Raw genomic sequence first — 24,344 nt, 5'->3', positions numbered from 1 at the left:
GCCGTCGACGCCGAGAAGGGTCTGATGCTCGTCAAGGGCGCCGTCCCCGGTGCTCGCGGTCGCATCGTCTACGTCCGCAACGCAGTGAAGGGTGCCTGATCATGGCTGACTCGACTCTCGCGCTCGACGTCGTGAAGGCCGACGGCAACAAGGCCGGCTCTGTCGAGCTGCCCGCCGCGCTCTTCGACGTCAAGACGAACATCCCCCTCATCCACCAGGTCGTCGTGGCGCAGCGCGCCGCGGCACGCCAGGGCACCCACTCGACCAAGCGTCGTGGCGAGGTCTCGGGTGCCGGCCGCAAGCCCTTCAAGCAGAAGGGCACGGGTAACGCCCGTCAGGGCTCGATCCGCGCGCCGCACATGACCGGTGGTGGCATCGTCCACGGCCCGAAGCCCCGTGACTACGGCCAGCGCACCCCCAAGAAGATGATCGCCGCCGCCCTCCTGGGTGCGCTGAGCGACCGCGCTCGGGGTCAGCGTCTGCACGTCGTCGACAGCTTCGGCATCGAGGGCGCGCCCTCGACCAAGGCCGCCGCGACCGTGCTGAACGCCCTCGGCGCCGTCAAGAACGTCCTCGTGGTCATCGACCGCGACGACGAGCTGACCGTCAAGAGCGTGCGCAACCTCGCGTACGTCCACGTGCTGACCTTCGGCCAGCTGAACGCCTACGACGTGCTCGTCTCCGACGACATCGTCTTCACCAAGGCCGCCTACGACGCGTTCGTCTCGTCGAAGTCCGGCGCCACCGAGGAGGTCTCGGCATGACCACCGTCAACAAGGACCCGCGCGACATCATCCTGAAGCCGGTCGTCTCCGAGAAGAGCTACTCGCTCATCGACGAGGGCAAGTACACCTTCCTGGTGGACCCCCGTTCGTCGAAGACCGAGATCAAGCTCGCCATCGAGAAGATCTTCGGCGTCAAGGTCGCTTCGGTGAACACGCTGAACCGTCAGGGCAAGGCCCGTCGGACCCGCTTCGGCATCGGCAAGCGCAAGGACACGAAGCGTGCCATCGTCACGCTGAAGTCCGGCACCATCGACATCTTCACGTCTGTCGGCTGACGGTCGGGATAGAGGACAAGAACAATGGCTATTCGCAAGTACAAGCCCACGACCCCCGGTCGCCGCGGCTCGTCGGTGGCCGACTTCGCCGAGATCACCCGATCGACGCCTGAGAAGTCGCTGCTGCGCCCGCTGTCGAAGACCGGTGGCCGCAACAACCAGGGCCGCATCACCACCCGCCACATCGGTGGTGGACACAAGCGTCAGTACCGTCTGATCGACTTCCGTCGTAACGACAAGGACGGCATCGACGCCAAGGTCGCCCATATCGAGTACGACCCCAACCGCACCGCGCGCATCGCGCTGCTGCACTACGCGGACGGCGAGAAGCGCTACATCCTCGCTCCCGCGAAGCTGTCGCAGGGCGACGTCGTCGAGTCGGGTGCCGGCGCTGACATCAAGCCCGGCAACAACCTGCCGCTGCGCAACATCCCCACCGGTACCGTGATCCACGCGATCGAGCTGCGTCCCGGCGGCGGAGCGAAGATGGCCCGTTCGGCCGGTGCCTCGGTGCGCCTGGTCGCCAAGGACGGCCCCTACGCGCAGCTGCGTCTGCCCTCCGGCGAGATCCGCAACGTCGACGTGCGCTGCCGCGCCACGATCGGCGAGGTCGGTAACGCCGAGCAGTCGAACATCAACTGGGGCAAGGCCGGCCGCATGCGCTGGAAGGGCGTCCGCCCGACCGTGCGTGGTGTCGCCATGAACCCGGTCGACCACCCGCACGGTGGTGGTGAGGGTAAGACCTCCGGTGGTCGTCACCCTGTTTCGCCGTGGGGTAAGGCCGAGGGCCGCACCCGCCACGCGAACAAGGAAAGCGACAAGCTGATCGTCCGCCGTCGCACCGCCGGCAAGAAGCGCAAGTAGGAGTAGAGGAAGATGCCTCGCAGCCTTAAGAAGGGCCCCTTCGTCGACGAGCACCTGCTTCGCAAGGTCGTCTCGCAGAACGAAGCCGGTTCCAAGAACGTCATCAAGACCTGGTCGCGCCGTTCGATGATCATCCCCGCCATGCTGGGACACACCATCGCCGTGCACGACGGTCGCAAGCACATCCCCGTGTTCGTGACCGAGACCATGGTCGGCCACAAGCTGGGCGAGTTCTCGCCCACCCGCACCTTCCGCGGCCACGTGAAGGACGACAAGAAGGGCCGTCGCCGCTAAGGCGACCGAGGAGGAGAGAGAAATGGTGGAGTCCATCGCACGTGTGCGACACATCCGCGTGACCCCTCAGAAGGCTCGTCGCGTCGTCGCGCTCATCAAGGGCAAGCAGGCCGAAGAGGCCCTCGCGATCCTGAAGTTCGCGCCCCAGGGCGCGAGCGAGCCGATCTACAAGCTCGTCGCCTCGGCCATCGCGAACGCTCGCGTCACGGCCGACAAGACGAACGAATACCTGGATGACGCCGACCTGTACGTGAAGAACGCGTACGTCGACGAGGGCACGACGCTGAAGCGTTTCCAGCCCCGCGCTCAGGGTCGCGCCTTCCAGATCAAGAAGCGCACGAGCCACATCACGGTCGTGCTCGCGACGCCCGAGACCGCCGAGGCGGCCCCGGCTCGCGCCAACAAGAAGGCGAGCAAGTAATGGGACAGAAGGTCAACCCGTACGGCTTCCGCCTCGGCATCACCACCGACCACGTGTCGCGGTGGTTCTCGGACTCGACGAAGCCCGGTCAGCGTTACGCCGACTACCTCGCCGAGGACATCAAGATCCGTCGCCTGCTGACCACGTCGCTCGACCGCGCCGGTGTCAGCAACATCGAGATCGAGCGCACGCGTGACCGCGTCCGCGTCGACATCCACACCGCCCGCCCGGGCATCGTGATCGGTCGCCGCGGCGCCGAGGCCGAGCGCATCCGCGCCGACCTCGAGAAGCTCACCGGCAAGCAGATCCAGCTGAACATCCTCGAGGTCAAGAACCCCGAGGCCGACGCTCAGCTGGTCGCGCAGGGTGTCGCCGAGCAGCTGTCCGCTCGTGTGGCGTTCCGCCGCGCGATGCGCAAGGGTCTGCAGGGTGCGCAGCGCGCCGGCGCCAAGGGTGTCCGCATCCAGGTGTCCGGTCGTCTCGGCGGCGCCGAGATGAGCCGCTCCGAGTTCTACCGTGAAGGCCGTGTGCCCCTGCACACCCTCCGCGCGAACATCGACTACGGCTTCTACGAGGCCAAGACGACCTTCGGCCGCATCGGCGTGAAGGTCTGGATCTACAAGGGCGACCTCACCAACAAGGAGCTCGCCCGCGAGCAGGCCAACGCGCCCAAGTCGCGCGGTCGTGACGACCGCGGTGGCGACCGTCGTCGTGGCCCGCGCAACGAGGCCCCCGTGGCAGAAGGAGCGTCGGCGTAATGCTCATCCCCCGCAAGGTCAAGTACCGCAAGCAGCACCACCCCGGCCGTTCGGGCCAGGCCACCGGTGGCACCACGGTGTCGTTCGGTGAGTTCGGCATCCAGGCGCTGACCCCCGCGTACGTGACGAACCGTCAGATCGAGTCCGCTCGTATCGCCATGACGCGTCACATCAAGCGTGGTGGAAAGGTGTGGATCAACATCTACCCCGACCGTCCCCTCACCAAGAAGCCGGCCGAAACCCGCATGGGTTCCGGTAAGGGTTCCCCCGAGTGGTGGGTTGCCAACGTCAAGCCGGGCCGCGTCCTCTTCGAGGTCGCGGGTGTGAACGAGGAACTCGCTCGTGAAGCACTGACCCGTGCCATCCACAAGCTGCCCCTGAAGGCACGCATCATCAAGCGCGAGGAGGGCGACGCGTAATGGCGATCGGCACCAAGCAGCTCGCCCCGAGCGAGCTCGACACGTTCGAAGACCAGCGCCTCGTGGAGGAGCTGCGTAAGGCCAAGGAAGAGCTGTTCAACCTGCGCTTCCAGTCGGCCACCGGCCAGCTCGAGAGCCACGGACGCATCCGTGCAGTCAAGCGCGACATCGCGCGTCTGTACACGGTCATCCGTGAGCGCGAGCTCGGCATCCGCGCCACCCCGGCTCCGGTCGAGGCTCCGGCGAAGGCGAAGAAGAGCAAGGCGAAGAAGGCGGATGCCGCTGACGACGCCGCGAAGGAAGAGGCGGAGTAATGGCTACCGCGAAGAAGGCCGAGGCGCAGGTCGCCGGTCACGAGCACGCCGAGAACGATGTTCGCGACGAGAACGCCCGCGGTTACCGCAAGGCGCGTCGTGGCTACGTCGTCAGCGACAAGATGGACAAGACCATCGTCGTCGAGGTCGAGGACCGCGTGAAGCACCCGCTCTACGGCAAGGTCATCCGCCGCACCTCCAAGGTCAAGGCGCACGACGAGACCAACTCGGCGGGCATCGGCGACCTGGTCGTCATCAACGAGACCCGTCCGCTGAGCGCCACCAAGCGCTGGCGCCTGGTCGAGATCCTCGAGAAGGCCAAGTAAGCCTCGCGGCTTGCTTGGAACCCAAGGAGTAAACAGTGATTCAGAACGAATCCCGGCTGAAGGTCGCCGACAACACCGGCGCCAAGGAGCTGCTCACCATCCGCGTGCTCGGCGGCTCCAACCGTCGTTACGCCGGCCTGGGCGACGTCATCGTCGCCACGGTCAAGGACGCGATCCCGGGTGGAAACGTCAAGAAGGGCGACGTGGTCAAGGCCGTCGTCGTCCGTGTCGTCAAGCAGACCCGCCGTCCCGACGGCTCGTACATCAAGTTCGACGAGAACGCCGCCGTGATCCTGAAGAACGACGGGGAGCCCCGCGGCACCCGCATCTTCGGACCGGTCGGCCGTGAGCTTCGCGACAAGAAGTTCATGAAGATCGTCTCGCTCGCCCCGGAGGTCATCTGATCATGGCGAAAATCAAGAAGGGCGACCTGGTTCAGGTCATCTCGGGCGCCAAGCCCGAGCGCGGCGGCGACCGCGGCAAGCAGGGTAAGGTCCTCGAGGTCCTCACCGAGCAGAACCGCGTCATCGTCGAAGGCGTGAACTACGTCACCAAGCACAACCGCGTGGGCCAGTCCCAGCGCGGCACCAAGACCGGTGGCATCGAGACGTTCGAGGCCCCGATCCACATCTCCAACGTCGCGCTCGTCGACCCCTCGACCAAGAAGCCGACCCGCGTCGGTCACCGTGTCGAGGAGCAGGTGAAGGACGGCGTCAAGCGCACCGTCCGCGTGCGCTTCGCGAAGAAGAGCGGCAAGGACCTCTGAATATGAGCACCGACACTGCCGCGGCGGCTGGCAAGATCCAGCCCCGCCTGAAGCAGAAGTACAACACCGAGATCAAGAAGGCCCTGCAGGAGGAGTTCGGCTACGCGAACGTCATGCAGATTCCCGGCCTGGTCAAGGTCGTCGTGAACACCGGTGTCGGCGAGGCCGCTCGTGACAGCAAGGTGATCGATGGTGCGGTCGACGACCTCACCAAGATCACCGGTCAGAAGCCCGTCGTCACGAAGGCCCGCAAGTCCATCGCGCAGTTCAAGCTGCGCGAGGGCCAGGCCATCGGCGCGCACGTCACCCTTCGGGGCGACCGTGCCTGGGAGTTCGTGGACCGCCTGGTCAACCTCGCGCTGCCCCGCATCCGCGACTTCCGCGGTCTGTCGGCCAAGCAGTTCGATGGCAACGGCAACTACACCTTCGGTCTCCAGGAGCAGTCCGTGTTCCACGAGATCGACCAGGACCGCATCGACCGTGTGCGTGGTTTCGATATCACGATCGTCACCACCGCCAAGACCGACGACGAGGGCCGTTCGCTGCTGCGCCAGCTCGGCTTCCCGTTCCAGTCGGCCGACGCCCAGTCCTGAACACTCGGGCCCCCGGGATTTCCGGGGGCCCGTCATCGAAGGTCGGCTGTCGTGTAACGGCAGCCGAAACCTCATGAAAGAAAGAAGCAACACATGACGATGACAGACCCGGTCGCAGACATGCTGACCCGTCTGCGCAACGCGAACTCGGCGCACCACGACTCCGTGTCGATGCCGAGCTCGAAGCTCAAGACCAACATCGCCGCCATCCTCAAGCAGGAGGGTTACATCGCCGACTGGAGCGTCGAGGACGCGCGTGTCGGCCAGACCCTCAACATGACGCTGAAGTACGGCCCGAACCGCGAGCGGTCCATCGCCGGTATCAAGCGCGTGTCGAAGCCCGGCCTCCGCGTCTACGCGAAGTCGACCGAGGTCCCCACGGTCCTCGGTGGCCTGGGCGTGGCCATCCTTTCCACCTCCTCCGGTCTCCTCACGGACCGTCAGGCCGAGCAGAAGGGCGTCGGCGGGGAAGTCCTCGCCTACGTGTGGTGATCTGACATGTCGCGTATTGGACGTCTTCCCATCGACATCCCCGCCGGTGTCACCGTTTCGGTGAACGGCCGGGAGGTCTCCGTCAAGGGCCCCAAGGGTGAGCTGGCGCTCACGATCGCCCAGCCCCTCGAGGTGTCGGTCGAGGAGAACCAGGTTCTCGTCACCCGCCCCGACGATGAGCGCGAGTCGCGGTCGCTCCACGGCCTGACCCGCACCCTCATCAACAACAACATCATCGGTGTCACTCAGGGCTACTCCAAGGGCCTCGAGGTCGTCGGCACGGGTTACCGCGTCGCTCAGAAGGGCAGCTCGGTCGAGTTCGCGCTCGGCTTCTCGCACCCCGTCCTGATCGACCCGCCCGCTGGCATCACCCTCACGGTCGAAGGCAACAACAAGCTGACCGTGAGCGGCATCGACAAGCAGGCCGTCGGCGAGGCCGCCGCCAACATCCGCAAGATCCGCAAGCCCGAGCCCTACAAGGGCAAGGGTGTGCGGTACGCGGGCGAGGTCGTGCGCCGCAAGGCCGGAAAGAGTGGTAAGTGACCATGGCTGTCAAGACAAAGTCCGTCGCTCGTGCTCGTCGTCACGCGCGTCTTCGCAAGAAGGTCGTCGGCACCGAGCTGCGTCCCCGTCTCGTCGTGACGCGCTCCGCGCGCCACGTGTTCGTCCAGGTCGTGGACGACAGCAAGGGTCACACCGTGGCCTCTGCCTCGACCCTCGAGACCGACCTGCGCGGTTTCGACGGTGACAAGACCGCCAAGGCCCGCAAGGTCGGCGAGCTCGTCGCCGAGCGTGCCAAGGCCGTGGGCATCTCCGACGTCGTGTTCGACCGTGGCGGAAACCGCTACGCCGGCCGCGTCGCCGCGATCGCCGACGGAGCTCGCGAAGGAGGGCTGAACCTGTGAGTGACAACAAGGAGACCGAAGTGACCGAGCAGACTGCACCGGCAGAGGGTGCGGCTGCGGCCACGGCCCCCGCCGAGCGTGAGCGCGAGCCGCGTCGCGGTGGTCGCGAGCGCAACACCAACCAGCGCGACCGTGGTTCGCGCGACCGCAACGAGAGCCAGTTTCTCGAGCGCGTCGTGACGATCAACCGCGTGTCCAAGGTGGTCAAGGGTGGTCGTCGCTTCAGCTTCACGGCGCTCGTCGTCGTGGGTGACGGCAACGGCGTCGTGGGCGTCGGCTACGGCAAGGCCCGCGAAGTCCCCCTCGCCATCTCGAAGGGTGTCGAAGAGGCCAAGCGAAACTTCTTCCGCGTTCCCCGCTCGGGTTCGACCATTCCCCACCCCGTCCAGGGTGAGGCCGCCGCCGGTGTGGTGCTGCTGCGCCCCGCCGCCGCCGGTACCGGTGTTATCGCCGGTGGTCCGGTCCGCGCCGTCCTCGAGTGCGCCGGCATCCACGATGTGCTCTCGAAGTCCCTCGGTTCGTCGAACACGATCAACATCGTGCACGCGACCGTCGAGGCGCTGAAGTCGCTCGAGGAGCCCCGCGCTGTGGCCGCCCGCCGTGGCCTGGAGTTCGACCAGGTCGCCCCGGCCCGCCTCGTGCGCGCCGAGGCCGCCGCTCAGAAGGTAGGTGCCTGATGGCCGAGCGTCTGAAGGTCACGCAGATCAAGTCCAAGGTGAGCGAGAAGCAGAACCAGCGTGACACGCTGCGTTCGCTCGGTCTGAAGCGGATCGGCGACTCGGTCGTCCGTCCGGACGACGCGCAGACGCGCGGCTACGTCAAGACCGTCGCCCACCTCGTCAAGGTTGAGGAGATCGACTAATGGCTGACAAGAAGGACGAGACCGTCACGGTCGACGCCCCGAAGAAGGCTTCGGCCCGTAAGACGGCCGGCACGAAAGAGGCCCCCGCGGCGCGCCCCGGCGTGCTGAAGGTCCACCACCTGCGTCCCGTCCCGGGCGCTCGCACCGCGAAGACCCGTGTCGGTCGCGGTGAGGGCTCCAAGGGTAAGACCGCCGGTCGTGGTACCAAGGGAACCAAGGCCCGTTACCAGGTCAAGGTCGGCTTCGAGGGTGGGCAGATGCCGCTGCACATGCGCACCCCGAAGCTCCGTGGCTTCAAGAACCCGTTCCGCGTCGAGTACCAGGTCGTGAACCTGGACAAGCTCGGCGAGCTCTACCCGCAGGGCGGAGACGTCACCGTCGCCGACCTGGTGGCCAAGGGTGCTGTGCGCAAGAACGAGAAGGTCAAGGTGCTCGGCACCGGCGACATCTCGGTCGCGCTGACCGTCTCGGTCGACAAGGTCTCCGGCTCCGCTGAGCAGAAGATCGTCGCCGCTGGCGGCACCGTCAACTGACGCCCGACCCCGGAGGGGCCGGCGGCCTTATGGCCGTCGGCCCCTTCTGGGTTAGTCTGCTGGGGTGTGCGCTTCGTCGCGCGCCGAGATCGTTCTGGAGGACTCTCCCTTGTTCAGCGCCATCGCGCGGGTTTTCCGCACGCCCGACCTGAGGCGGAAGATCGCCTTCACGCTGGGGATCATCGCCATTTACCGGCTGGGTGCCCACGTGCCGACGCCGTTCGTCGACTTCCCCAACGTTCAGCAGTGTCTGAACCAGTCCGGGGGGACCGAGGGACTGCTCTCGCTCGTCAACCTCTTCTCGGGTGGTGCGCTGCTGCAGCTGTCGATCTTCGCGCTGGGGGTCATGCCGTACATCACGGCGACGATCATCGTGCAGCTCCTGCGCGTCGTCATCCCGCACTTCGAGACGCTCTACAAAGAGGGTCAGGCGGGGCAGGCGAAGCTCACCCAGTACACGCGATACCTCACGATCGCGCTGGCACTCCTGCAGTCGACGACGCTGGTCACCGTCGCGCGCTCCGGACAGCTCTTCGGCTCGGCGGGCGTTCCCGAGTGCCAGCAGCTGCTGACCAATGACATCTGGTGGGCTCAGCTGCTGATGATCATCACCATGACCGCCGGTACCGGCCTGGTCATGTGGTTCGCCGAGCTGGTCACCGAGCGTGGCGTGGGCAACGGCATGTCGATCCTCATCTTCACCTCGATCGCCGCGACCTTCCCCGGCGCGATGATCTCGATCCTCAACGCCCGCGGCGTCGAGGTCTTCCTCCTGGTCCTCGCGGTCAGCATCGTCATCGTCGCCCTCGTCGTGTTCGTCGAGCAGTCGCAACGACGGATCCCCGTGCAGTACGCGAAGCGGATGGTCGGGCGCCGCACGTACGGCGGGACGAACACCTACATCCCGATCAAGGTCAACATGGCGGGCGTCGTCCCGGTCATCTTCGCCTCGTCGCTGCTGTACATCCCTGCTCTGATCGCCCAGTTCAACCAGCCGCAGGCCGGGCAGGAGCCCGCTCCGTGGGTGACGTGGATCTCGCAGTACCTCACGCGCGGTGACCACCCGCTCTACATGCTGATCTACTTCCTGCTCATCATCGGCTTCGCGTACTTCTACGTGGCCATCACGTTCAACCCGGTCGACGTCGCCGACAACATGAAGAAGTACGGCGGCTTCATCCCCGGCATCCGCGCGGGACGTCCGACGGCGGAGTACCTCGACTACGTGCTCACGCGTATCACGCTGCCCGGCTCGATCTACCTCGGCCTCATCGCGCTTCTTCCGCTGGTCGCCCTCGCGACCGTGGGCGCCAACCAGAACTTCCCCTTCGGCGGAGCCTCGATCCTCATCATCGTGGGCGTGGGTCTCGAGACGGTGAAGCAGATCGACGCGCAGCTCCAGCAGCGTCACTACGAAGGGCTTCTGCGATGACCGCACGGCTTCTGATCGTCGGACCCCAGGGTTCGGGCAAAGGCACCCAGGGCGTTCGCGTCGGCGACGCCCTCGGCATCCCGGTCGTGTCGACCGGCGATGTCTTCCGGGCCAACGTCAAGGACGGCACCGAACTCGGCCTGCAGGTCAAGTCGATCATCGACGGCGGAGACCTGGTGCCCGACGAGCTGACGAGTGCGGTGGTCCGGGACCGTCTCGCCCAGGATGACGCCGCCGAGGGTTTCCTGCTCGACGGCTACCCCCGCAATCTCGCTCAGGTGCTGCACCTCGACGAATTCCTCGAGGGGCGCGACGAGTCGCTGGATGCCGTCATCGCGCTCATCGTCCCGCGCGACGAATCGCTTTCGCGTCTGACCGCTCGCGCCGCCGAGCAGGGTCGCGCGGATGACACCGAAGAGGCCATCGCCACGCGGCTGGGCATCTACGAGCGTGAGACGGCACCGATCCTGGACGTGTACGGCACGCGCGGCATCGTCGACGAGATCGACGGCGTCGGGACCCTCGACGAGGTCACCGCACGGATCTTCGCCGCCCTCGAGGCGCGCGGCATCCAGGCCCGCTGACGTGGGCCTGCGTTCCTCCGTCTACAAGAAGCCCGCGCAGCTGCGCTCGATGATCGAGCCGGGCCTCATCACGGCCGACGCGCTGGCGGGGGTCCGCCGGCTCGTCGAGCCGGGGATCACCACCCTCCAGCTCGACGCGGAAGCGGCGCGGGTCATCGGACAGCGCGGCGCCGAATCGAACTTCCAGATGGTGCGCGGCTACCGCCACACGATCTGCGCGTCGGTCAACGAACAGGTGGTCCACGGCATCCCGAACGATCGTCCGCTCCGGGCGGGCGACATCCTGTCCATCGACGCCGGCGCGCAGTACAAGGGGTGGAACGGCGACTCGGCCTTCACGGTCATCGTTCCGGGTGACGCGCCCGAGGCGTTGACCGCTCCGCGCCGCCGCCTGTCCGCGGTCACCGAGGGGTCGCTGTGGGCGGGCATAGCAGCGCTGAGTCGCGCGTCGCACCTCGGTGAGGTGGGTGCCGCCATCGAGGCGTACATCGACGAGCATGCTCCCGAGGGCGGGTACGGCATCCTGCGCGACTACGTCGGTCACGGCATCGGTCGCAAGATGCACGAGTCGCCGAGCATCTTCAACTACGCGACGAGCGAGCGCGGGGCCGAGGTGCGGCCGGGTCTGGCCGTCGCCATCGAGCCGATGGTCGTCATCGGCGACCAGGCGACCGAGGTCGAGGACGACGGATGGACGGTGTCCACCATCGACGGCACCGACGGCTCCCACTGGGAACATAGCGTCGCCGTGCATGATGGGGGCATCTGGGTCCTCACCGCGCACGACGGCGGTGCCGAGAAGCTGGCGCCGTTCGGTGTGGTGCCGAAGGAGATCGACTGATGATGGCTGCCGCCCGTAAATCCACCAACTGGTTCGCGCTCGGGGTGACCGCCGCAGCGGTCGTCATCGTGCTGATCGTCGGTGGTGTGGTCTGGTTCGCCAACAGTCAGGCGGCGGGTCCGGGAACGCTGCCCGAGACCTCGGCCGTGAATACCGAGACCGGCGCCATCGCGGTGGGCACGGGCGAGAAGACGGTCGACACGTACGTGGACTTCATGTGCCCGGTGTGCAACTCGTTCGAGCAGGCTTACGGCCCCACGCTGCAGCAGCTGGTGGACGACGGCACGATCACCCTGAACATCCACCCGATCTCGATCCTCGATCGGGCGTCGCAGGGCACTCAGTATTCGACGCGCTCGGCCAATGCGGCTTATTGCGTGGCCGTCGACGACGCCGCGAACATCCCGGGCTTCGTCAAGGCGATGTACGCCCAGCAGCCGAAAGAGAACACGTCCGGGCTGGATGATGCGACACTCACCTCGATCGCGACGACCGCGGGGGCCTCGGATGCCGTGTCCTCGTGCATCTCCGACGGGACCTATTCCAAGTTCGTCACCGCGATGACGCAGAAGACCCCGGTCCAGCCGGGCGGTCAGGGCGTCGCGACGCCGACGATCGCGGTGAACGGCACCGTGCTGGCGAACAAGACGGACCTGACCGGGGACCCGCAGAAGGACATCGTCGCGCGCCTCGAGGGCTGACGACACACCCGGCGAGTTGCCGGGGTGCGTTCTACCACGTATGCTTGTCCTTTGGTGCGTTGCGCCGTCATTGGCGTGTCGAAGTACCGAATCCCATCCACCGCAGACCGGCCGGTCTGCAACTGAGCGTGAGCGAGTTTATGGCGAAGAAAGACGGTGTCATCGAGATCGAGGGCACGGTGTCCGAGGCACTGCCCAACGCGATGTTCCGTGTCGAGCTGACGAACGGTCACAAGGTGCTGGCCACCATTTCAGGAAAGATGCGGCAGAACTACATCCGTATCATCCCCGAAGACCGCGTCGTCGTCGAACTGAGCCCGTACGACCTCACCCGCGGTCGTATCGTCTACCGCTACCGCTGAGCCCGGCCGAGAAGTAACGACCCGCACGCGCGGGTCGAAGACAGCGAAACAGGAACATCATGAAGGTCAACCCCTCCGTCAAGCCCATCTGCGACCACTGCAAGGTGATCCGTCGCCACGGGCGCGTGATGGTGATCTGCAAGAGCAACCCGCGCCACAAGCAGCGCCAGGGCTGAGCTTCCAGCTCCACACCTTTCCAACTGAATACACACCGGCAGGATCAGATCCCACCCGCGAGAGCGGGCGGGGGACACCTCGGGGCGGAGGCCCGAGCACCGATCCTGCTCCACACCTCCACGACACTCTGAGGAGAGCCGCATGGCACGTCTCGCCGGCGTCGACATCCCGCGCGACAAGCGCGTGGTGATCGCACTTACTTACATCTACGGCGTGGGTCGCACCCGCTCCGTCGAGATCCTGAACGCCACTGACATCAGCCAGGACATTCGCGTCAAGGACCTCACCGACGACCAGCTGGTCGCTCTGCGCGACCACATCGAAGGCACCTACAAGGTGGAGGGTGACCTCCGTCGCGAGGTCGCCGCCGACATCCGCCGCAAGGTCGAGATCGGTTCCTACGAGGGCCTGCGCCACCGCCGCGGCCTCCCGGTGCGCGGTCAGCGCACGAAGACGAACGCGCGTACCCGCAAGGGACCCAAGCGCACCGTCGCCGGCAAGAAGAAGGCGCGCTAAGCCGCGGGCTGAGCGTCAGGATTCAGGAGAACGCACATGGCACAGGCCAAGTCCGCCGCGCGCAAGCCGCGCCGCAAAGAGAAGAAGAACATCGCCGTGGGCCAGGCCCACATCAAGTCGACGTTCAACAACACCATCGTCTCGATCACGGACCCCTCGGGCGCCGTCATCAGCTGGGCCTCGTCCGGCGGTGTCGGGTTCAAGGGTTCGCGCAAGTCGACGCCCTACGCCGCCGGCATGGCCGCGGAGTCCGCTGCCCGCCAGGCGCAGGAGCACGGTGTGAAGAAGGTCGACGTCTTCGTGAAGGGTCCGGGTTCGGGTCGTGAGACCGCGATCCGTTCGCTCACGGCTGCCGGCCTCGAGGTCGGTTCGATCCAGGACGTGACGCCGCAGGCCCACAACGGCTGCCGTCCGCCCAAGCGTCGCCGCGTCTGACGCGTCTCGTTCCCGGGGAGTGCTCGTCGCTCCCCGGGAACGTTGCGCTCCCGCGCAACAGTTTTCCGGATGCCGACGTGCACCCTCGGGTCCGCGGTAGCCGGCGAGTACAACTCAACACCTCACCCCATTACACGTGTCATATAGCGGGCACGTGATCGAAAGGAACACATAGTGCTCATCGCACAGCGTCCCACTCTGACCGAGGAGAAGATCGGGGAGTTCCGCAGCCGTTTCGTCATCGAGCCGCTGGAGCCCGGTTTCGGTTACACGATCGGCAACGCGCTGCGTCGCAGCCTTCTGTCGTCGATCCCCGGCGCGGCCGTCACGAGCATCCGCATCGACGGCGTGCTGCACGAGTTCAGCACCATCCCGGGCGTGAAGGAAGACGTCACCGAGATCATCCTGAATATCAAGCAGCTCGTCGTCTCGAGCGAGCGCGACGAGCCCATCACGGCGTACCTGCGCAAGACCGGCGCCGGTGAGGTCACCGCCGCCGACATCTCCGCTCCCGCCGGTGTCGAGGTGCACAACCCCGAGCTGGTCATCGCCACGCTGAACGACACGGCGAAGTTCGAGCTCGAACTCACCATCGAGCGCGGCCGCGGCTACGTCTCGGCCACGCAGAACCGCAACGAGTACGCCGAGGCCGGTCAGATCCCGATCGACTCGATCTACTCGCCCGTCCTCAAGGTGAGCTACCGCGTCGACGCGACGCGTGCCGGCGAGCGCACCGACTTCGACAAGCTCGTCCTCGACGTCGAGTCGAAGGCCTCGATCGCCCCGCGCGACGCGGTGGCGTCGGCCGGACGAACCCTGACCGAGCTGTTCGGCCTCGCTCGCGAGCTGAACGTCGAGGCCGAGGGCATCGAGATCGGCCCCGCGCCGGTCGAGACCGTCCTCTCCAACGAGCTGTCGATGCCGATCGAGGATCTCGACCTGTCGGTCCGCTCGTACAACTGCCTCAAGCGCGAGGGCATCAACACCGTGTCGGAGCTGGTCGCCCTCTCCGAGACGCAGCTGATGAACATCCGCAACTTCGGTCAGAAGTCGGTCGACGAGGTGCGCGACAAGCTCACCTCGCTCGGCCTGTCGCTCAAGGACTCGGTGCCCGGCTTCGACGGCGCTCAGTTCTACAGCGGCTACGACGAAGAAACCGTCTGACCTCGTCGGACCCGATCGAACCTTTCTCTGGAGTAACACGACATGCCCAAGCCCACGAAGGGTCCCCGCCTCGGAGGCGGCCCGGCCCACGAGCGTCTGCTTCTCGCGAACCTCGCGGCAGCCCTGTACACGCACAAGTCCATCAAGACGACCGAGACCAAGGCCAAGCGCCTGCGTCCGCTCGCCGAGCGCCTCATCACCTTCGCCAAGCGTGGCGACCTCCACGCGCGTCGCCGCGTGCTGAGCGTCATCGGCGACAAAGAGGTCGTGCACACCCTCTTCACCGAGATCGCGCCCCTCGTGGCCGAGCGTGACGGCGGCTACACCCGCATCACGAAGGTCGGCAACCGCAAGGGCGACAACGCCCCCATGGCCGTGATCGAACTCGTCCTCGAGCCCGTCGCGAAGAAGGCGTCGAACAAGTCGGCCGCGGCTCCCGCCGCTGCTGCTCCCGCCGCCGAGGAGCCCGTCGCCGACGAGTCCGCCGCGGACGAGACGGCGAACGACGAGGCCGCCGAGGCCGGCGCCGAGTCGCCCGCCGAGGGTGCGGCTGCCGAGGCCGCCGCCGAGGACGCCGTCCAGGACGACGCCAAGGCCTGAGCCTTCTGCTCGAACGAAGCCCCCGCCCTTTCGGGCGGGGGTTTCGTCGTTCCGGGGTCGCAGACGCTCGTAGGCTGGTGGGGTGCGCATCCGTCTCGACATCTCCTACGACGGCACGCACTTCCGGGGATGGGCTCGTCAGCCCGGACTCCGCACCGTACAGGGTGAGCTCGAGGATGCCCTCACCCGGATCGTCGGGGGCGCACCGCGGCTGATCGTCGCCGGTCGGACGGATGCCGGGGTGCACGCGTCCGGTCAGGTCGCCCATATCGATCTCGACGAGGGCCAGGTGTCACGGCTGCCACGTCGTCGCCGGGACGGCGACGAAGCCGACGCGGTAGGGGCTCTCGCCGGCAGGATCCGCGGGGTCCTGGGCGCCTACCCGGACGTCACCGTTCGCAGGACGTCGCTCGCTCCCGAGGGGTTCGATGCGCGCTTCTCTGCCGTGTGGCGTCGCTATTCGTACCGTCTGGCAGACACGTCGACGGGATACGACCCTCTCGCGCGTCAGTGGACGACGACGCTCCGCAGCTCTCTGGACGTCGACGCGATGGACGCCGCCGCGAACCGTCTCATCGGTCTGCACGACTTCGCGGCGTACTGCAAGGCCCGCGACGAGGCGACGACCATTCGCACGCTGCTCGAGTACGACTGGCGACGTGGCGACGACGGTGTCCTCGTCGCCAACGTCCGCGCGGACGCGTTCTGCCACAGCATGGTCCGTGCGCTCGTCGGCGCCTGCGTTGCCGTGGGGGAGGGGCGCATCGCCGTCGACGACGTCGTCGCCATCCGCGATGCCCGCATGCGAATTCCCGAGACCAAGGTCCTGGCCGCCCGCGGACTCGTTCTGACCGAGGTCGGTTATCCCGCCGACGATCTTCTGGCGGCGCGCGCCGAACAGACGCGTCGACGACGGGATGCCGACGACCCGGCATCCTGAGTCACCCCGTCCGCACGGGTGCAACCCCTCGCCCGGGGCATGGACGGCGGTCGTAGGCTGTGCAGGCCATGAAGGTCATCTCGTACAACCTGAACAAGCATCGCGCCGCCGGTGAACTCGTCGCCCTCGTCGAGCAGCACGAGGCCGACATCCTGTGCCTACAGGAGTGCGACTCCCGCGACATCCCCGACCGCATCGGCGGACTGCGTCTCGCCGAGGCGACGCAGCGGAACCGCCTCGGTCTCGCGGTCTACTACCGCGAAAACACGTTCCGTGCAGAGGACGTCCGCGCGATCGGATTGAAGAAATCCCTTCACGACTACGTCCTCAAGCCTGCTGAGGAGCGCATGCTGGGCGTGCGGCTCCGGGACATCGACCACGGTCGCGATGTCATCGTGGCCTCGTTCCACGCGGCGCCGCTGACGGCTCTGAACTCTCTGCGACGGCACCAGATCCGGACCGCGTTGTCCGAGCTCCAGGATCTGGGCCCGGGGCTCCCCGCGCTGATGGTGGGGGATTACAACTACCCGGTCTTCAAAGAGAACCTGGGCCAGAAGATCCGGGACCAGGGGTATGAACTCACCTTGAGCGACGCGCGGACGTACACGCGTTACCGGTTCTTCAAGGGCCACTATGACTTCGCGACCTCGGCGGGGTTCGACATCGCGCACATCAAGACCCTGCCGCAGGGCCTGAGCGACCACCTGCCCATTCTGGTCACCGCTGAGGTGACGGCATCACACGTCAGCGGCGGTGTGTGAGACACCCGCGCGACGTGAAAACCGTATAGGAAAGGGCCCCGTCGGCAGACGGGGCCCTTTCCTATACGGGGTGGTTCAGCTGCGCGTCGCGCGGCGACGACGCACGGTCGCCCCGACGGCGACCGCGGTGCCGGCGACGACGAGACCCGCATCGGCGAGCCAGATCCCCGTCGTGTTGCCGGCGTCGAAGCCGGTGACCGCGAGTCCGCCCTTGGCAGGCGAGGAGGGCGATCCGGTGACGGTGACGGAGCCGCGCAGAACGGTGCCGCTGCGCGCGCCCGTGAAGGTGAAGTCGTAGCGACCGCTCGCGTTCTGCGGGAACGTGACGGGGACGCGCAGCGACCCGTTGACGGCCTTGCTGCGCAGCGAGGTGTTCGTCTGAACGACCGAGGCCAGCGCGATCCCGTTGGCGTTCGCGCCGGTGACCGAGATCACGACGTCCTCGTCGCCCTGAAGAGCGGGACGGTTGGTCGTGAAGACCGTCTGGCCGCCGGCCGGGATGACCGGGGGCGTGGCGACCACGACGACGGGGTCGGGGTAGGTGCTGGCGTTGGCGGCTGTCGGGGCCAACACCGCGGCCGCGGCGATCGACAGCGCGGCGATTGCTCGGAGGATCGTGGTCTTCATGGTGTGCCCCATCTGGTCGGCGTGATCGAGCCGGAACAGCGGTTCGCGTCATCCGTCGCGCCTCGCATGGCTCTGACGAAGATTTTTCTGCAGGGCGGCGGGCCGGGCCCCGCGGAGGACGCAGGTTTCACGAACATCGGCCCCGGACTTCACCCGGTGTGAGTGTCCTCGCTTCACCCCTGCGCCGGCTCGAACCGGCACGCACCGGTGGTGGGCACCTCGGCCGGATCGCGGGTCGGCGTCGAGACGGCATCCAGGATCGGTGTGAGAGGGAGGGCGACCTCGAGATCGAGCGAGGCGCTGCGACCGGGCGGGAGTTCGACGGACCATTTCACGACCGTCCGACCGTCATGGGAGCCCCCGGCGAACCCGGAGGCGATCGGGCTGTCGCTGGAGGTGCGTTGATCGACGACGGAGGCGCCCGGCGGGAGGTAGACGTAGACACCCGTCAGGGCGTCGCCCGGGGGGACTCCGTACGCGCCGCCGCCGGTGACGAAGGGCGGCAGCAGTACGGGATCCGGCGCGTCGTTGTGCAATTCGACGTGCACGGATGCCGTCCCCGAGGCGCACCATGCGGTCTCCACCCGGGGTCGCAGGTAGTAGTCCATCTTCGACCCGGTGCCGTCGTTCAGGTAGACCCCTATGGTGGTGCGGGCCGCGTCGGAGACGGGCAGGGCTCCTTGCAGCGTGGTTCCCTCCAGCAGCGATCGGGTGGCGGCATCCGCGTTCCAGATGAGGAGGCGGCGTTCCGCGGACGCGCGCGCGAGGGCATCGACGAGAGCGGCGGGTTCGGCGCGCCCCTCGGTCAGGGCCTGGAAGACCGCGACGGACGCGGAGCGGAAGAAGGCGTCCTGCGCATCGGGGTCGGCGTAGCGCGCGTACACGTCGTGCAGCAGCAGGGGGATCGCCGAATCGGCGGTCATCTCGTCGCCCGTGGGGAGCCGGACGGGACCGGTCGCCCGCAAGATATAGGAAAGGGTGACCGGATCGACGGCGACCACGGCGTCGACGTTCGACCCGTGCACGCGCCGCCACATCTCGCGGGCGAGGGGCGCCCCCACCGTGAAGTCCGGCACCTGCGTCACGTTCTGGATGAACCGCGCCGGTCGGGTGTCGTACAGACCCTGCACGTCGGCCGGCAGCGGGTCCACCGGTTCTGCGCTCAGCGCCGCGAAGTCACCCGACGATCCCTGGGCGGAGAGGGTGATGCGTCCGTCGTCCGCGTCGATCTGCGCCACGGCGCCGACCACGCCCCCCAGCGAACGCCACTCGGCGTTGTTCTGGAACAGCACCAGCGTCGAACGCGGGCCGTCCGCGCCGAGCATCTGCGGGACCAGGGCGGTCGCCCGCCCCAGGGCATCGGCGCGGTCGGCCGCGGCGCCGAGGACGTCCGCGGCGTGCGACAGGGTGCCGGACAGACGTCCGAGCAGGGGAGCGGGATCGATCCCCCGTATCTCATCGGCGCTCCGTCGGAGCGCTGCGGCCGCTCCGGCGACGGCGGGGTGAGCGGATGCCAATCGCGCGACATCGATCACGCCGCCCGCGGGCTGGAGCGCCTCCGGTGCGATGTCGCCGGCGACGGACGCGAGCGGCGCGAGACCGTTCCTGAACGCGTCGTCGGTCGCCGCGGCGGTTCGTGCGATCGCCCGCAGCTGAGGGCCGATCCAGGGCACCGACTCTGCGAGGCGCCAGAGCGGGTCGGTCGTCAGCGCGCGCGCGGCAGCGGTGTCGGCGCCCACCGGGGCGAGCATCGCTAGGGCCGCCGCGGGGTCGTCTGCGGCCTGCGCGGCGGCCGTCACCGTGGACTGCGCCGACCTCAGGTGATCGACCGCGAGCGCTCCGCGCACTCCGATCCATACGGCCACCACGGCGCCCGCGGCGAGGGCGAGGTAGACGGCCCAGACGAGTACGGCACGCAGCCGGCGCGGACGTCGTCCCGGCGAAGCCCAGTCGATCACGCGAACACCCTAGGGGCGTCTCGAGCGTGGGCGCCTCGACGGCCGCCCGCCCCACCTAGACTGAGAAGCCGATCCGGGGGAGTGTTCATGGGTTCCGCAGCAGCACGCCGCAAGGCCGTCTCGGGCGTCGTCGCGATCGGAAGCGCCCTCATCCTCCTCACCGGGTGCGGTGCCCCTCCGTGGGCGCAGGGCGGCGGGCAGGAGCCGGCTCCGACCTCGGCCGCCCCCTCGATGACCGCGGCTCCACAGCCGGTGCGCAACGACCTCTCGAGCGGATCGACGAAGCGCACGCTGACCGCCGGCGCCGTGGGGGCGACGGTCGACTACTGGTCGACGCTCTCGATGGACCGCTGGACCCCGACGGCGCTGAAGCCCGTCAGCCTCTCCATGGTGACCACGGTCACCCCCGACGACGGTCAGAAGGTGTACCTGCAGCGGGCCACGATGACAGCGGTGCCGGGCAACGCGTCGCAGTCCTTCTCTCCGCTCCCGGCGCAGGTCGATCAGACCGACGCGCCCGGCTACCTCGTCCTCTCGCCGTACAGCTACTCGCAGACGTTCAACGTCGGCGAGGTCCCCGCCGACGCGACATTTGTCACCCTCCAGTTCACCTTCGAGTACCTGGTGCAGTCCACCCCGACATCGAACGAGTTCGCCAAACAGACGGCGAGCGACACGCTCACGGTCGCCATCGCCGGCGGCGACGGCAGCACGGGCGGCTGATCAGAGTCGAACGCGCTCCCACCGATCCCCACCTTGGCGGGTCGCGGCAGCGGCCGCTTCGTCTGCGGCCCCGATGAGCGCGGTCAGGTCGAAGTCGCCGGCCTCTGCGGGAACCCATCCGACGCTGGCCGACAGCTGCACGTCGACGAGGGTCGATGCATCCAGATCGGTGACCCGCTGCAGCATCGTCCGCACGTGGCCACGCAGGGCCGGGTCGGGGCGGCAGACGACGGCCACCACGTGACCGCGCTTCTCACTCCCGAGGTCGGCCTCGGCGGGGAGGCATTCGGCGACGATCGTCTCGAAAACGGCGGCCAACCGCTGCCAGGAACTCTCGCCGGCGGCGCTGCGCACCTGCGCGGGGTCGTCGAGTCGGATGCTGAGCACCGCCCAGTGCGGTTCTTCGCTGCGGCGGGCGCGGCGCAGGCGATCCGTCGCCGTCACCACGAAGTGCGGCCAGCTGGTCGCGGAGCTGCGGCCGCTCGGCGACACCGAGGTGAAGTACAGCAGCGACACCGTCGCGCAGACGAGGAAGATCAGCATCGCCAAGCCATTGATGACGCGCGCAAGGGCGAGGTCGCCGATCGCGGCGGGGGCGGCCAGGCCCGAGACGAGGATGGCGATCCCGACGGCGACGAACGCGACGCACACGACGGACAGGGGGAGCGCGAGCCGTTCGAGCCTGTCCGCCGCTCGTCGCAGTTCGGCCGCAGTCAGCCCCGCGAAGACGGAGGCGCCGACGAAGGCCAGACGGAAGCACAGACCGTAGGCGCCCGGCTCGGTGACGGTCGTGAACACCACGGCGGTCGCGAGAGCATAGACGGCTCCGACCCACGGGAGCGCACGCACGCCGCGACGCGCGCGGAAGCCGGACCAGATGAGCGCGGGAGCTCCCAGCATGAGGCCGAGCCCGGCGCGTCGCACGCCCTCTTCTTCGAGGATCGTGCCCGTCACGGACACCCACGTACTCGTCATGGCGAGGACGAACGCCAGCGACCACAGCAACGCCGATCGCGACGGCCGGTGCAGGAACCCCAGGCCGATGACCATCACCGTCCCGAGGGTCGCGACGGTGGCCTGGGCCAGCCCGAGGTTCGACAGGACGTCCGCGGGCATCATGCGGCGGCGGAATCGCTGCGGGTCGGGAGCACCACCGTCACCGTCGTCCCCGTTCCGAGTTCGCTCTCGAGGAACAGCGAACCGCCCTGGTCCTCCACGATGCTGCGGATGATCCCCATCCCCAGACCGGTGCCCGGTGTCGAGCTGTCGCGAACCGCCTGTGCACGGAAGTACGGGTCGAAGACCCGCGCCAGATCGTCGGGATGGATGCCGATACCCGTATCGGAGAAGTGCAGGATCACGTCGTCGGGGGAGACCTCACCCGAGATCCGGATCGTTCCCCCCGCCGGCGTGTACTTGATGGCGTTGCTCAGGATGTTGTCGAAGGCCTGGCGCAGGCGGAACGCATCGCCGCTGACCTCGGCCGACGCCGGAAGGTCGTCGACGACGCTCACCCGACGAGCGCTCGCCGCAGGGCGGAAGGACGCGAGCGACGAGGCGATGATGCGGCTCGCGTCGGCGGCCGCGGGAGGGGCCGAGTCGCGGAACACGCCCCTCGAGGTGGCCAGGATCTCGGAGATCAGTTTCTGCATCCGTTCTCCGGCGCCCGCTATCACCTCGAGCTGCTCGCGCACCTTCGGGCTGAGATCGGGGTCGTCCAGCGCCAGATCGGCGTGCCCGACGATGGCCGTGAGGGGATTGCGCAGCTCGTGCGACACGGTGGCGGCGAGACGCTCGCGCGCGCGCTCGGACTCGATGAGTGCCGTGATGTCGTGGACGATGAGCAACGTGCTCTCGGGCTCGTCGGACGAGATCAGACGGCGGGTCGAGGCGGACAGCGCGTGCCATTCGCCGTGCGGGTCGAAGAGCCAGACGCGTTCGTCGTCGAACTGCTCGCCCCGAGCGGCACGGGCGAAGGGACGCTCGGAATCCGGCAGCGGCTCACCGCGCAGGGTGGCGTATTCGACGGCGCTGCCCGGTCGTTGCGGCTCGTCGCGCTCGACGCCGTAGAGCGCGACGTAGGTGTCGTTGAGGGCGAGCACCTCACCGTCCGCGGACAGGCGCGCGATGCCGGTGTCCAGGCCGTTCAGCATCTGCGATACGCGTCGCTCCTGGCCGGAGACCCGCTGAAGGGTGCCCTGGAGCCGGCTCGCCTGGCGGCGCAGCAACTGCTTGAACGCCCGGGTCTGGCGCGCCGACAGGAAGGAGGTGATGGCGATGAAGGTGAGCGACAGCAGGACGACGATCAACCGCAGGGCCGACGTGGGGCCGGCGGTGTTGACGGTCGTGTCCACGACGATGATGATGCCCACCGCGGCCAGAGCGGAGACGAGGTAGGCGAGGGTGAAGTGGGTGGCGATCCAGATGATGGGGAAGACCCAGAAGAAGGCTAACCGCAGATCGGTCCCGAAGCTGAGCAGACCGATGCCGACGATGTCGCCGAAGGGGAGGAGCGAGATGGTCCAGCGGGGCAGGCGGTGCCACGGGACCACGATCGCCGCCGCAGTCAAGGCGATGACGACCCCCACCCCGGACGAGAACGGCCAGTGCGTGAAGAGGGACGGCTCGAGCGCCTGCACGAGGAGAACGGTGATGACGACGCTCGCCCCGAGGACGAGCTGCAGAAGCCACACGGTGCGGGTGCGGCTGCTCGGCGCCTTCGCCTCGTCTTCGTGCAGGCCATCCGGAGGAACCGCCGGGGGGACGTTCCTCAGGGATGCCATGAGTTCGAGTGTATAGAGAGTGGTGTAGTCTTCTGCGCGCCATCCTGTCTCTGCTCGCCGCGCGTGATCCTGCGTCACGACGCCCGGTCAGACTCCCCCTGAGGCCTGCATCCCGCAGCGTGATGGTCGTTCAGCGACCTCTGCGCACTCCGCGCCTCTTCCTCAGGAGACCACCGTGAGCCCGACCACTCGCCGACGCGTCCGCGCGTCCGCCCTGGCCCTCTCTCTCGCCCTCGTCGCCCCCCTGGCCCTGGGCGGGTGCGCGCAGGTCGCGCAGGCGTTCAACGCCCTGCCCGGGCAGATGGGCGGCGGCTCATCCGTCGTCGTCGCGACGCCCGTCCCGCAGACGACGGACGACGCCAAGCCCTTCGACTCGCAGTTCACCTACGACGGGTCCGTGTCGTTGACGTCCGAGGTCGCCGACGGTCTCGACCTGCGGCTGGACGTCTGGGCGGTCGAACCGAAGCGCACCCGGGAGTGGACGCCCACCAACGAGAAGCAGCTCGGCTTCGCCGTCAACGTCGTGGACCGGCGCGTCGACGAGAAGGCGGTGCTGACGCAGAAGCGTCGTGTCTACGTGTCGTCGATCTCGGTCACCTCGCAGACGGCGCAGACCGGTGGTCAGGTGTCCAACCCGTTCCAGTTCAGCGCCGACCCGCGCACCCTCGTGCCCTCGGACACGCTGCGGTCCGACCGGGGGCTGCTGCTCAACAGCTTCCAGGGGGGTCTGCTGGTGCCGACCACCTCGATCCGGCAGCTGCCCGTCGACACCTACGGCATCACGCTCGAGTTCGCCTTGAACGTGGCCGTCGAGGGGGCGGCGAACACCGACTCGTCGTTCTCGCAGCAGACCGTGTACCAATACCTCCCCATCGCCATCTTCGCTGACGAAGGACAGGCGTCGACCTCGGGGCAGACCGGGGGCTCGTCGAGCAGCACCGGTCGCGCGCCGGGATGGGGCCAGACCAGCGGCCAGGGCTGATCCGCTCGCGCGGACTCAGGCTCCGCCGGGATGTCCCTGGCGGGGCCTGAGTCTCCGACTCTCCATGAGCAGCGACAGATCATCCACATCCATGATCAGGTAGTGCTCGAAGCACAGGTCGGGCACGTCGTCGTAATCGATCGACGGCATG

At 67.7% G+C, this 24,344-nt stretch carries 36 protein-coding genes and 1 pseudogene; 33 read left to right on the top strand and 4 right to left on the bottom strand.

Features of this window, described 5'->3' with window-relative positions; genetic code table 11:
- The 31 genes and pseudogenes from rplC to DBR36_RS02255 all read left to right on the top strand — a co-directional run.
- Positions 1-99 (top strand): annotated as a pseudogene (gene rplC / locus DBR36_RS02405) (50S ribosomal protein L3); the annotation flags it as partial.
- A 2-nt stretch (positions 100-101) separates the two neighbouring features.
- Complete coding sequence (gene rplD, locus DBR36_RS02400) at positions 102-764, top strand: 50S ribosomal protein L4 (RefSeq protein ID WP_108317403.1); 663 nt, start codon at positions 102-104, stop codon at positions 762-764.
- Positions 761-1,060, top strand: coding sequence for a 50S ribosomal protein L23 (rplW, locus tag DBR36_RS02395; protein ID WP_013584013.1), 300 nt, complete (start codon positions 761-763; stop codon positions 1,058-1,060). The genes rplD and rplW overlap by 4 nt, the downstream gene beginning before the upstream one ends.
- A 24-nt stretch (positions 1,061-1,084) precedes the next feature.
- The gene (gene rplB, locus DBR36_RS02390; protein ID WP_013584012.1) at positions 1,085-1,924 is read left to right on the top strand and encodes a 50S ribosomal protein L2; all 840 of its coding nucleotides are present in this window, start codon (positions 1,085-1,087) and stop codon (positions 1,922-1,924) included.
- A gap of 12 nt (positions 1,925-1,936) precedes the next feature.
- Positions 1,937-2,218 carry a 30S ribosomal protein S19 gene (gene rpsS / locus DBR36_RS02385; RefSeq protein ID WP_013584011.1) on the top strand — a complete coding sequence of 94 codons (282 nt, stop codon included), beginning with the start codon at positions 1,937-1,939 and terminating at the stop codon, positions 2,216-2,218.
- A gap of 22 nt (positions 2,219-2,240) precedes the next feature.
- Positions 2,241-2,639 (top strand): 50S ribosomal protein L22, encoded by a 399-nt coding sequence (rplV, locus tag DBR36_RS02380; protein ID WP_013584010.1) that lies wholly within the window; start codon positions 2,241-2,243, stop codon positions 2,637-2,639.
- Positions 2,639-3,397, top strand: coding sequence for a 30S ribosomal protein S3 (gene rpsC / locus DBR36_RS02375; RefSeq protein ID WP_058230882.1), 759 nt, complete (start codon positions 2,639-2,641; stop codon positions 3,395-3,397). The genes rplV and rpsC overlap by 1 nt, the downstream gene beginning before the upstream one ends.
- Positions 3,397-3,816, top strand: coding sequence for a 50S ribosomal protein L16 (rplP, locus tag DBR36_RS02370; RefSeq protein ID WP_013584008.1), 420 nt, complete (start codon positions 3,397-3,399; stop codon positions 3,814-3,816). Before rpsC ends, rplP begins: the two co-directional genes overlap by 1 nt.
- Positions 3,816-4,130, top strand: a complete 315-nt coding sequence (gene rpmC / locus DBR36_RS02365; protein WP_058623969.1) for a 50S ribosomal protein L29 — start codon at positions 3,816-3,818, stop codon at positions 4,128-4,130. The genes rplP and rpmC overlap by 1 nt, the downstream gene beginning before the upstream one ends.
- Complete coding sequence (gene rpsQ, locus DBR36_RS02360) at positions 4,130-4,456, top strand: 30S ribosomal protein S17 (RefSeq protein WP_076673706.1); 327 nt, start codon at positions 4,130-4,132, stop codon at positions 4,454-4,456. Before rpmC ends, rpsQ begins: the two co-directional genes overlap by 1 nt.
- Before the next feature lie 35 nt (positions 4,457-4,491).
- Entirely contained in the window at positions 4,492-4,860 is a 369-nt protein-coding gene (gene rplN / locus DBR36_RS02355; RefSeq protein ID WP_013584005.1) for a 50S ribosomal protein L14, read from the top strand.
- Positions 4,861-4,862: 2 nt separating this feature from the next.
- Positions 4,863-5,222 carry a 50S ribosomal protein L24 gene (rplX, locus tag DBR36_RS02350; protein ID WP_094736303.1) on the top strand — a complete coding sequence of 120 codons (360 nt, stop codon included), beginning with the start codon at positions 4,863-4,865 and terminating at the stop codon, positions 5,220-5,222.
- Positions 5,223-5,224: 2 nt separating this feature from the next.
- Complete coding sequence (gene rplE, locus DBR36_RS02345; RefSeq protein WP_108317402.1) at positions 5,225-5,815, top strand: 50S ribosomal protein L5; 591 nt, start codon at positions 5,225-5,227, stop codon at positions 5,813-5,815.
- 93 nt (positions 5,816-5,908) lie between these two features.
- Positions 5,909-6,307: a 30S ribosomal protein S8 gene (gene rpsH / locus DBR36_RS02340; RefSeq protein ID WP_013584002.1), complete on the top strand. Its 399-nt coding sequence runs from the start codon at positions 5,909-5,911 to the stop codon at positions 6,305-6,307.
- Positions 6,308-6,313: 6 nt separating this feature from the next.
- On the top strand, positions 6,314-6,850 hold the full coding sequence (gene rplF, locus DBR36_RS02335; protein ID WP_108317401.1) for a 50S ribosomal protein L6: 537 nt from the start codon (positions 6,314-6,316) through the stop codon (positions 6,848-6,850).
- Between the two features lie 2 nt (positions 6,851-6,852).
- Positions 6,853-7,212: a 50S ribosomal protein L18 gene (gene rplR, locus DBR36_RS02330; protein ID WP_108317400.1), complete on the top strand. Its 360-nt coding sequence runs from the start codon at positions 6,853-6,855 to the stop codon at positions 7,210-7,212.
- Positions 7,209-7,889, top strand: coding sequence for a 30S ribosomal protein S5 (rpsE, locus tag DBR36_RS02325; RefSeq protein ID WP_013583999.1), 681 nt, complete (start codon positions 7,209-7,211; stop codon positions 7,887-7,889). Before rplR ends, rpsE begins: the two co-directional genes overlap by 4 nt.
- Positions 7,889-8,074 (top strand): 50S ribosomal protein L30, encoded by a 186-nt coding sequence (gene rpmD / locus DBR36_RS02320; RefSeq protein ID WP_013583998.1) that lies wholly within the window; start codon positions 7,889-7,891, stop codon positions 8,072-8,074. The genes rpsE and rpmD overlap by 1 nt, the downstream gene beginning before the upstream one ends.
- Positions 8,074-8,607, top strand: coding sequence for a 50S ribosomal protein L15 (gene rplO / locus DBR36_RS02315; protein ID WP_108317399.1), 534 nt, complete (start codon positions 8,074-8,076; stop codon positions 8,605-8,607). The genes rpmD and rplO overlap by 1 nt, the downstream gene beginning before the upstream one ends.
- Before the next feature lie 109 nt (positions 8,608-8,716).
- Positions 8,717-10,039: a preprotein translocase subunit SecY gene (gene secY, locus DBR36_RS02310; protein WP_076673717.1), complete on the top strand. Its 1,323-nt coding sequence runs from the start codon at positions 8,717-8,719 to the stop codon at positions 10,037-10,039.
- The gene (locus tag DBR36_RS02305; protein WP_108317398.1) at positions 10,036-10,623 is read left to right on the top strand and encodes an adenylate kinase; all 588 of its coding nucleotides are present in this window, start codon (positions 10,036-10,038) and stop codon (positions 10,621-10,623) included. Before secY ends, DBR36_RS02305 begins: the two co-directional genes overlap by 4 nt.
- A 1-nt stretch (position 10,624) precedes the next feature.
- Positions 10,625-11,464: a type I methionyl aminopeptidase gene (map, locus tag DBR36_RS02300; protein ID WP_108317397.1), complete on the top strand. Its 840-nt coding sequence runs from the start codon at positions 10,625-10,627 to the stop codon at positions 11,462-11,464.
- Positions 11,464-12,165 carry a thioredoxin domain-containing protein gene (locus DBR36_RS02295; protein ID WP_108317396.1) on the top strand — a complete coding sequence of 234 codons (702 nt, stop codon included), beginning with the start codon at positions 11,464-11,466 and terminating at the stop codon, positions 12,163-12,165. Before map ends, DBR36_RS02295 begins: the two co-directional genes overlap by 1 nt.
- Before the next feature lie 140 nt (positions 12,166-12,305).
- On the top strand, positions 12,306-12,527 hold the full coding sequence (gene infA / locus DBR36_RS02290; RefSeq protein ID WP_013583992.1) for a translation initiation factor IF-1: 222 nt from the start codon (positions 12,306-12,308) through the stop codon (positions 12,525-12,527).
- A 59-nt stretch (positions 12,528-12,586) separates the two neighbouring features.
- Entirely contained in the window at positions 12,587-12,703 is a 117-nt protein-coding gene (gene rpmJ / locus DBR36_RS02285; protein ID WP_005050492.1) for a 50S ribosomal protein L36, read from the top strand.
- Between the two features lie 142 nt (positions 12,704-12,845).
- Positions 12,846-13,220, top strand: a complete 375-nt coding sequence (gene rpsM / locus DBR36_RS02280) for a 30S ribosomal protein S13 (RefSeq protein WP_056226287.1) — start codon at positions 12,846-12,848, stop codon at positions 13,218-13,220.
- 36 nt (positions 13,221-13,256) lie between these two features.
- The gene (rpsK, locus tag DBR36_RS02275; protein WP_013583990.1) at positions 13,257-13,655 is read left to right on the top strand and encodes a 30S ribosomal protein S11; all 399 of its coding nucleotides are present in this window, start codon (positions 13,257-13,259) and stop codon (positions 13,653-13,655) included.
- A gap of 174 nt (positions 13,656-13,829) precedes the next feature.
- Complete coding sequence (locus DBR36_RS02270) at positions 13,830-14,819, top strand: DNA-directed RNA polymerase subunit alpha (protein WP_058230893.1); 990 nt, start codon at positions 13,830-13,832, stop codon at positions 14,817-14,819.
- Positions 14,820-14,861: 42 nt separating this feature from the next.
- A complete protein-coding gene (rplQ, locus tag DBR36_RS02265) occupies positions 14,862-15,419 on the top strand; it encodes a 50S ribosomal protein L17 (RefSeq protein WP_108317395.1) in 558 nt (185 codons plus the stop codon).
- Between the two features lie 82 nt (positions 15,420-15,501).
- Positions 15,502-16,359 carry a tRNA pseudouridine(38-40) synthase TruA gene (gene truA, locus DBR36_RS02260; RefSeq protein ID WP_108317394.1) on the top strand — a complete coding sequence of 286 codons (858 nt, stop codon included), beginning with the start codon at positions 15,502-15,504 and terminating at the stop codon, positions 16,357-16,359.
- A gap of 68 nt (positions 16,360-16,427) precedes the next feature.
- Positions 16,428-17,120: an endonuclease/exonuclease/phosphatase family protein gene (locus tag DBR36_RS02255; RefSeq protein ID WP_108317393.1), complete on the top strand. Its 693-nt coding sequence runs from the start codon at positions 16,428-16,430 to the stop codon at positions 17,118-17,120.
- Between the two features lie 75 nt (positions 17,121-17,195).
- On the opposite strand, the gene DBR36_RS02250 is transcribed toward DBR36_RS02255, so the two are convergent.
- Positions 17,196-17,747, bottom strand: coding sequence for a hypothetical protein (locus DBR36_RS02250; protein WP_146185179.1), 552 nt, complete (start codon positions 17,745-17,747; stop codon positions 17,196-17,198).
- Positions 17,748-17,920: 173 nt separating this feature from the next.
- Positions 17,921-19,705 (bottom strand): DUF4012 domain-containing protein, encoded by a 1,785-nt coding sequence (locus tag DBR36_RS02245; protein ID WP_108317391.1) that lies wholly within the window; start codon positions 19,703-19,705, stop codon positions 17,921-17,923.
- A gap of 87 nt (positions 19,706-19,792) precedes the next feature.
- Here DBR36_RS02245 and DBR36_RS02240 point away from each other — a divergent pair, with 87 nt between their 5' ends.
- Positions 19,793-20,428, top strand: coding sequence for a hypothetical protein (locus DBR36_RS02240; protein ID WP_108317404.1), 636 nt, complete (start codon positions 19,793-19,795; stop codon positions 20,426-20,428).
- Here the strand turns inward: DBR36_RS02240 and DBR36_RS02235 are convergent, their stop codons facing one another.
- Positions 20,429-21,547 carry a hypothetical protein gene (locus DBR36_RS02235; RefSeq protein ID WP_108317390.1) on the bottom strand — a complete coding sequence of 373 codons (1,119 nt, stop codon included), beginning with the start codon at positions 21,545-21,547 and terminating at the stop codon, positions 20,429-20,431. It lies immediately after the preceding gene.
- Positions 21,544-23,211 (bottom strand): cell wall metabolism sensor histidine kinase WalK, encoded by a 1,668-nt coding sequence (locus DBR36_RS02230; RefSeq protein WP_108317389.1) that lies wholly within the window; start codon positions 23,209-23,211, stop codon positions 21,544-21,546. The genes DBR36_RS02235 and DBR36_RS02230 overlap by 4 nt, the downstream gene beginning before the upstream one ends.
- 175 nt (positions 23,212-23,386) lie before the next feature.
- Here DBR36_RS02230 and DBR36_RS02225 point away from each other — a divergent pair, with 175 nt between their 5' ends.
- Positions 23,387-24,193: a fructose 1,6-bisphosphatase gene (locus DBR36_RS02225; RefSeq protein ID WP_108317388.1), complete on the top strand. Its 807-nt coding sequence runs from the start codon at positions 23,387-23,389 to the stop codon at positions 24,191-24,193.
- The last annotated feature ends 151 nt before the right edge of the window (positions 24,194-24,344 follow it).

The organism is Microbacterium sp. HMWF026 (assembly GCF_003061325.1).
Lineage (GTDB): Bacteria > Actinomycetota > Actinomycetes > Actinomycetales > Microbacteriaceae > Microbacterium > Microbacterium testaceum_E.
Note: the sequence above shows the minus strand (reverse complement) of the source record. Positions and strands in the feature narration are given on the sequence as shown.

What these genes read in the sequence shown, in the direction of transcription:
- rplB (WP_013584012.1), top strand. Translation starts at nt 1,085, where the DNA reads ATGGCTATTCGCAAGTACAAGCCCACGACCCCCGGTCGCCGCGGCTCG.
- DBR36_RS02255 (WP_108317393.1), top strand. Translation starts at nt 16,428, where the DNA reads ATGAAGGTCATCTCGTACAACCTGAACAAGCATCGCGCCGCCGGTGAA.
- rplW (WP_013584013.1), top strand. Translation starts at nt 761, where the DNA reads ATGACCACCGTCAACAAGGACCCGCGCGACATCATCCTGAAGCCGGTC.
- rpsC (WP_058230882.1), top strand. Translation starts at nt 2,639, where the DNA reads ATGGGACAGAAGGTCAACCCGTACGGCTTCCGCCTCGGCATCACCACC.
- rplF (WP_108317401.1), top strand. Translation starts at nt 6,314, where the DNA reads ATGTCGCGTATTGGACGTCTTCCCATCGACATCCCCGCCGGTGTCACC.
- DBR36_RS02295 (WP_108317396.1), top strand. Translation starts at nt 11,464, where the DNA reads ATGATGGCTGCCGCCCGTAAATCCACCAACTGGTTCGCGCTCGGGGTG.
- rplO (WP_108317399.1), top strand. Translation starts at nt 8,074, where the DNA reads ATGGCTGACAAGAAGGACGAGACCGTCACGGTCGACGCCCCGAAGAAG.
- rpmC (WP_058623969.1), top strand. Translation starts at nt 3,816, where the DNA reads ATGGCGATCGGCACCAAGCAGCTCGCCCCGAGCGAGCTCGACACGTTC.
- rplR (WP_108317400.1), top strand. Translation starts at nt 6,853, where the DNA reads ATGGCTGTCAAGACAAAGTCCGTCGCTCGTGCTCGTCGTCACGCGCGT.
- rplX (WP_094736303.1), top strand. Translation starts at nt 4,863, where the DNA reads ATGGCGAAAATCAAGAAGGGCGACCTGGTTCAGGTCATCTCGGGCGCC.
- rpmJ (WP_005050492.1), top strand. Translation starts at nt 12,587, where the DNA reads ATGAAGGTCAACCCCTCCGTCAAGCCCATCTGCGACCACTGCAAGGTG.
- rpsK (WP_013583990.1), top strand. Translation starts at nt 13,257, where the DNA reads ATGGCACAGGCCAAGTCCGCCGCGCGCAAGCCGCGCCGCAAAGAGAAG.
- rpsM (WP_056226287.1), top strand. Translation starts at nt 12,846, where the DNA reads ATGGCACGTCTCGCCGGCGTCGACATCCCGCGCGACAAGCGCGTGGTG.
- rpmD (WP_013583998.1), top strand. Translation starts at nt 7,889, where the DNA reads ATGGCCGAGCGTCTGAAGGTCACGCAGATCAAGTCCAAGGTGAGCGAG.
- DBR36_RS02230 (WP_108317389.1), bottom strand. Translation starts at nt 23,211, where the DNA reads ATGGCATCCCTGAGGAACGTCCCCCCGGCGGTTCCTCCGGATGGCCTG.
- rpsS (WP_013584011.1), top strand. Translation starts at nt 1,937, where the DNA reads ATGCCTCGCAGCCTTAAGAAGGGCCCCTTCGTCGACGAGCACCTGCTT.
- DBR36_RS02305 (WP_108317398.1), top strand. Translation starts at nt 10,036, where the DNA reads ATGACCGCACGGCTTCTGATCGTCGGACCCCAGGGTTCGGGCAAAGGC.
- rpsQ (WP_076673706.1), top strand. Translation starts at nt 4,130, where the DNA reads ATGGCTACCGCGAAGAAGGCCGAGGCGCAGGTCGCCGGTCACGAGCAC.
- rplP (WP_013584008.1), top strand. Translation starts at nt 3,397, where the DNA reads ATGCTCATCCCCCGCAAGGTCAAGTACCGCAAGCAGCACCACCCCGGC.
- DBR36_RS02240 (WP_108317404.1), top strand. Translation starts at nt 19,793, where the DNA reads ATGGGTTCCGCAGCAGCACGCCGCAAGGCCGTCTCGGGCGTCGTCGCG.
- rplD (WP_108317403.1), top strand. Translation starts at nt 102, where the DNA reads ATGGCTGACTCGACTCTCGCGCTCGACGTCGTGAAGGCCGACGGCAAC.
- rplQ (WP_108317395.1), top strand. Translation starts at nt 14,862, where the DNA reads ATGCCCAAGCCCACGAAGGGTCCCCGCCTCGGAGGCGGCCCGGCCCAC.
- rplV (WP_013584010.1), top strand. Translation starts at nt 2,241, where the DNA reads ATGGTGGAGTCCATCGCACGTGTGCGACACATCCGCGTGACCCCTCAG.
- rpsH (WP_013584002.1), top strand. Translation starts at nt 5,909, where the DNA reads ATGACGATGACAGACCCGGTCGCAGACATGCTGACCCGTCTGCGCAAC.
- infA (WP_013583992.1), top strand. Translation starts at nt 12,306, where the DNA reads ATGGCGAAGAAAGACGGTGTCATCGAGATCGAGGGCACGGTGTCCGAG.
- DBR36_RS02235 (WP_108317390.1), bottom strand. Translation starts at nt 21,547, where the DNA reads ATGATGCCCGCGGACGTCCTGTCGAACCTCGGGCTGGCCCAGGCCACC.
- DBR36_RS02250 (WP_146185179.1), bottom strand. Translation starts at nt 17,747, where the DNA reads ATGAAGACCACGATCCTCCGAGCAATCGCCGCGCTGTCGATCGCCGCG.
- rplE (WP_108317402.1), top strand. Translation starts at nt 5,225, where the DNA reads ATGAGCACCGACACTGCCGCGGCGGCTGGCAAGATCCAGCCCCGCCTG.